This window comes from Pirellulales bacterium, assembly GCA_035533075.1.
In the GTDB taxonomy this organism is placed as follows: Bacteria; Planctomycetota; Planctomycetia; order Pirellulales; family JAICIG01; genus DASSFG01.
The window spans coordinates 1-5,483 of record DATLUO010000036.1; the positions used below are offsets into that span (position 1 = coordinate 1).

Here is a 5,483-nt window from a genome sequence, read left to right on the forward strand (position 1 = left end):
CGAAAAAATTGAGGGTAACCTGGAAGACAGACTGCTGATCCACTACATGCCTCCGTGCGCGGCCTTAAGGTGACGGTACTCAATACCTTAGAGCCTCCCGGAGGCATATTTATTCCCGCGGCCATGAATAATCCGGGCTAGGCTATTGTGGACCCGCAAGCGCGCTCAGGCAAGCCATCCGTTCGCCGACGGTTTGGTCTTGTCGGGTTTGGCAACCCGCCGCTTTTCGCCCGGCCCTTCGGAATCGGCACGGCCCCGCGGTACGCGCGTGTGGTTCAGCACCATCCCGTGCGTGGCCTCAAACAAGGCATAGGCCGGCTGCGACGTCGCGAAGTCGAAGAACCGGAATAGCCGGTAGACGATCCTCACGCCACTGCTAGCGCTGTGCCGGGTGCAGCGGCGCGGCGGGAACGCCGTTGCCGTTCGGGCTGGGAAGATAGGCCGAGTTCAGGCCGGCCAGTTCCTCGGCCAGCGTTGCCACGGTATAGCGGATTTGCTCTTCGGTGTGGCGCGAAGTGATGAAGAACCGCAGCCGGGCCGCACGTTCTTCGACCGCCGGATGGACGATCGGCTGCACGTTGATGCCGCGGCGGCCCAGTGCCTGCGACAGTTGCAGGCAGCGAATGGAATCGCCCAGGATGATCGGGATGATCGGTGTGTCTTTGCTCATGCCGGTGTTGAGCCGCTGCTTCCGCGCCAGCGAAAGGAACAGCCGTGCGCGGTCGTGCAGGCGGGCCACGCGCCGCGGCTCACGCTGCAGCAGCTCGATCGACGCCAAGGCGGCGGCCGCGTTCGAGGGCGAAATGCCGACGCTGTACACGAACCCCGGCGCCGTGTATTTCAGATACTCGACGACTGCCTTGCAGCCGGCGATGTAGCCCCCGCAACTCCCGAACGACTTGCTCAGCGTGCCCATCCACAGATCGACGTCGGCCGGGTTCACGTCCCAATACTCACCGATACCGCGGCCGTGTTTGCCGAGCACGCCGGCCGAATGCGCCTCGTCGATCATCAAGAACGCCTTGTGGCGCTTCTTGACCTCGATGAAGCGAGGCAGGTTGGGAATGTCGCCGTCCATGCTATAGGTGCCTTCGATGGCGATCAGCACGCGGCGATAATCGCCCCGCAGATCCTGCAGCAACTGGTCGACGGTCGCCCAGTCGTTGTGCGGGAAAGGCCGTCGCCGCGCGCCGGACAAGATGCACCCCTGAATGATGCTGTTGTGCGCCAGGGCATCGTGCAGGATCAAATCGCCGGGACCAAACAAATGGCCGATCGTCGTTTCGTTGGTCGAGTGGCCGCCCACGTAGACGACGGCGTCTTCGGCGCCGACGAGCCCGGCAATGGCCGTTTCCAACTCGCGATGGATGGTCTTCTCGCCCGACACCACGCGGCTGGCCGATACCGAGGTGCCGAACCGGTCGATCGCCTCTTTGGCGGCCTTGGCCACGACCGGGTCGCCCGACATGCCGATGTAGTTGTAGCTGGAAAAGTTGATCAGCTCGCGTCCGCCGATCATCGTGGTGTCGTTGGTCACGCGCTCGTGGACGTTGAAATACGGATTGCCGACGCCCGAGTGCTCCAGCATTTCCAGGTTTTGCTTGAGCCGCAGATATTCGGGATAGCGGTCGAAGCGGTAGTGCTCCGGCGGAATGCCATCGTCGGCGACCTTATCGGCCGGCGTCTCGCCGCCGCCGAGGTATTTCCCGACCGCCTCGACCACTTCGCGGCAGGTCTCCAATTGCGGCAGCACCTCTTCGGGAAAGCGGCCGCCGAAGCGCTCTTCCAACGACGCGAGGATTTCCATTCGCTCCAGCGAATCGAGGCCCAGCTCGACAATGCTCGAATCGAGCGAGAGGCCGCGAGCGCGTTCCTTGGCGATCCTCTGCACCTCGGCCAGAACCTGTTCGGCGACCGACTTTGAGATGAAACCTTTTTTCACCGCGGCGGGCTCCGCCGCGGCACGCTCTTTGGCGCGAGCGGGCTCGGCCGGCTCTTTCGGCGGGCCGACTTGCGGTTGCTCGGCGGAGACCGGTACGGGCCGGTCCGCGGGCTCGTGCGACTTCGCCGCAGTCCGAGAAGCGAGGTAGCCATCCACGCTGTTGGCATCCGCCGCCGCCACCGGTTCCGCGGTGACGCCGCTCGAGCGTTCAACCGCTTCCAGTGTTCCTTGCAAGAAGGCACTGCGGCAGGCGTGGCGCTGAATCTTGCCGCTCGACGTTTTGGGAATGCTGCCGGGCTTGATCAAGACAATCGTGTCGACCAGCAACTCATGCTCGCGGCCCACATCGCGGCGGATGGCGAGAAACACCTCCTCCAGGTCGGACTGCTGCCGGCGTTCGACTTCATAGACGATCACCAGCCGCGCTTCGTCGTCGACGTCGATGGTGAACGCGGCGCCCGAGCCCGGTCGGACCGCGGTATGGCTTTTTTCGACCGTCAGTTCGATATCGTTCGGGTAGTGGTTCAGGCCGCGGATGATGATCAGGTCTTTCAAGCGGCCGGCGACAAACAGCTCGCCGTCCTGGAAAAAGCCGAGGTCGCCGGTCCGCAAAAACGGTCCTTCGCCCGTGTCGCGCAGGCAGGCGCGGAAGGCATGCTCGGTTTCTTCCGGACGGTGCCAATAGCCTTGGGCCACGCTGGGATCCCGGACCCAGATCTCGCCCACCTGCCCCTCGCCGCAACGGACCATCGCCTCGGGATCGGCAATCACGATTTCGACGTCGGTCAGCACTTGCCCGCTGCCGACCAGCCGCCGCGCGCCTTCATCGGCTTCGGGCACGTCGACGATCAGGCGGTTCTCGAGAGCCTTGGCGTCGAACGACCGCACCACCGGCGGCTCGGCCTTCAAGCCGCCCGACACGATCAGCGTGGCCTCCGCCAGACCGTAGCAGGGATAGAACGCCTCACGGCGAAAGCCGCAAGGTTCGAACATCTCGGCAAAACGGTCGAGCGTGTCCGAGCGCACCGGCTCGGCGCCGTTGAAGGCCACGCCCCAAGAACTGAGGTCGAGCGTGGCCCGTTGTTCGGGAGTGATCTTGCGAACGCACAGGTCGTAGGCGAAATTCGGCCCGCCGCTGACGGTCGCTCGGTAGCGCGAGATCGCTTGCAGCCAGCGGTAGGGCCGCTGCAAAAACGACATGGGCGACATGATGACGTTCGGCGCGCCCTGGTAGAGCGGGCAAAGCACGCCCCCCACCAGGCCCATGTCGTGATACGACGGCAGCCAGAAGACGCCGCTCACGGAGCGGGTCATCTCGAACGCATGGCCGATCAGCGCGCAGTTGTGCAATAGATTGGCGTGGTTCAGCATCACGCCCTTGGGCGTGCCCGTCGAGCCGGACGTGTATTGCAGGAAGGCCAGCGTCGTGCTGCGACAGCCCGGATTTCGCCACGACTCTTCGATCTGTGCCGGCACCGATTCCACATCGAGCCAGGCCAGCCGTTCCAGGTCGGGCGTTTGGCCCAACACCGGCCTGACCCGATCGAGCACCGACTGCGTGGTCAGCGCCACTTGCGCTCGGGCGTTTTGGGCGATCACTTGGATGCGATCGAGCGACCGGTTCATGCGCGGGGGATAGGCGGGCACGGCCACCACGCCCGCATACAGGCAGCCGAAAAAGGCCGCGACGAATTCGAGACCGGCCGGAAACAGCAACAATGCCCGCTCGCCTTCGAGCCCCCGCGATTGAAGCCAGGCCGCCACGGCCCGCGCCTGCCGGTCGAGCTCGGCATAGCTGATCGAGGCCTCGTCGGTCTCGCCGTCGAGCAGGAAAGTATAAGCACGTTTGGGGCCTTGCTGCCGCGCACGACGCTGCAACAAGTCGACGAGGGTCGGAGGACCGAAAAACGATCCGAGCAACAGTTCGTCGTCCATCTTCGCGCAGGACCCCGCTAGGTTTCGCAAACTGAGTAATTGCGACAGCTTACCACGCCCAAACGGGGCTTTCAAACCCCGGCTCGTCGTCCCGGTTCCTTGCCCCGCTTCGCCAACTGACTTTATCGGTTCTAACCGGGCGGCGGATGCCAAAGGGGCCGGCTGTGCGTAAAGGCTCTGCAATTTGCCCTTTTTTCGACAGCGGTCGCCTGTTCGGACAGACTCTTACCGCGGCTGGCCGGGTATGGTAAGAATAATTGGACGGGAGGAAACAAGCGTTCCATGACGACCAACTCGGTTTCCGGCTCGGCGCCGGCTCATTCGTGGCGCGCTTTGCCATCGGCCGAAGGCCGGCGCGGCCACTGGCAGTGCGAGTGCGGGCAGGCGCTCCGCTTTGATTTTCACGCTTCGGGAAAGCGGGGCCGCTGTCCGGCGTGCGGCCGCAGCTTCACGATTCCGCAGCTTGAACCGTCGGACGGGGCTTTGGCCACTTTGCGCAGACATAACGGTGCGATTCACGCCGCGGCCTTTTCGCCCGATGGTCGTCTGGTGGCGACGGCCGCCGACGTGTCGCCGGCCAGGGTGGGCAAAAGCGAATTGGCCGAAACGCTGGTCTGGGACGTCGCCTCGGGCCTGCCGGTCGCCGAGTTGCACTGGCACCGCGATTGTGTTTCGGCCTTGGCCTTTTCGCCTGACGGTTGCTCGCTCGTGACGGCCAGCGATGACCACATGATCTCGGTCTGGAACGTCGAGCGGGGATTATGGGATGCCGTGATGGGCGCGCACGAGCGGGTGTATCGCGGTCACCAGGCAGCGGTGACGGCCGTCGCCTTCTCGCCCGACGGCGCTTGGCTGGCCAGCGCCGCCGCCGACCAGACCCTGCGCATTTGGGATGCGAAACAAGGGCGGCTGGCCAAGACCATCGATGTGCAGCGATCGGGCGAGGGACGGATCGCGTTCTCGCCCTGCGGCCGCTATCTGGCTTCCGTCTGGACCAGCCTGGGGCCGACCACGCTCTGGAACGTCATTACGGGCGAACGGCATTTGGAATTGCGGCTGTTTAGCGACGAGGATTCCGCCAACTACGGCGTTGGGTTTTTGTCCGACGGGGCCAGGCTGGTCGTGCTCGGCCAGGGGCAGGTGCGTCTCTGGGATCTTTCGACGTGCCAGGTGCTGGCGTCCTTCGAGGCTCCGGGCAGCGAAGCCCTGGCCGTCTCGCCTCGCGGCTCGGTGGTGGCCACGGCCGGTCACGACGGCGAGACCGACGCCGCCGTCACGCTCTGGGATGCCGCCGCGTTCGTCCGCGTGCGTGAGTTTGGCGGTCACGGGCAAGCGGCGTCGGCGGTCGCCTTTTCCAGCGACGGCAAGCTGCTCGTCAGCGGCGGCCGCGACGGCATTGCCAACGTTTGGCAAATAAGCTAGCCGGCGAGCCGTAAGGTGGGGCCAGCCGCTTGCGAGCGCCGGCCCACCGATTTGAGGCCTCAGGTTTCAGGCGTCAGGGCAAACGACCTGACGCCTGATGCCTGAAGCCTGAAGCCTGACGATGGTGGGCCGGCGCTCGCAAGCTCGCTGGTCCCACCCTACGAAGGTTTGCGCCGTCGATCAA

Annotated in this window: 3 protein-coding genes; 1 reads left to right on the plus strand and 2 read right to left on the minus strand. The window is 64.8% G+C overall.

Annotated elements, in window-relative coordinates; all coding sequences use genetic code 11:
- Window positions 1-165 precede the first annotated feature (165 nt).
- On the minus strand, window positions 166-369 hold the full coding sequence (locus VNH11_04035; GenBank protein HVA45534.1) for a hypothetical protein: 204 nt from the start codon (window positions 367-369) through the stop codon (window positions 166-168).
- 7 nt (window positions 370-376) lie between these two features.
- Window positions 377-3,877: an aminotransferase class I/II-fold pyridoxal phosphate-dependent enzyme gene (locus VNH11_04040; protein HVA45535.1), complete on the minus strand. Its 3,501-nt coding sequence runs from the start codon at window positions 3,875-3,877 to the stop codon at window positions 377-379.
- 282 nt (window positions 3,878-4,159) lie between these two features.
- Here VNH11_04040 and VNH11_04045 point away from each other — a divergent pair, with 282 nt between their 5' ends.
- The gene (locus VNH11_04045; GenBank protein ID HVA45536.1) at window positions 4,160-5,299 is read left to right on the plus strand and encodes a WD40 repeat domain-containing protein; all 1,140 of its coding nucleotides are present in this window, start codon (window positions 4,160-4,162) and stop codon (window positions 5,297-5,299) included.
- Window positions 5,300-5,483 lie beyond the last annotated feature (184 nt).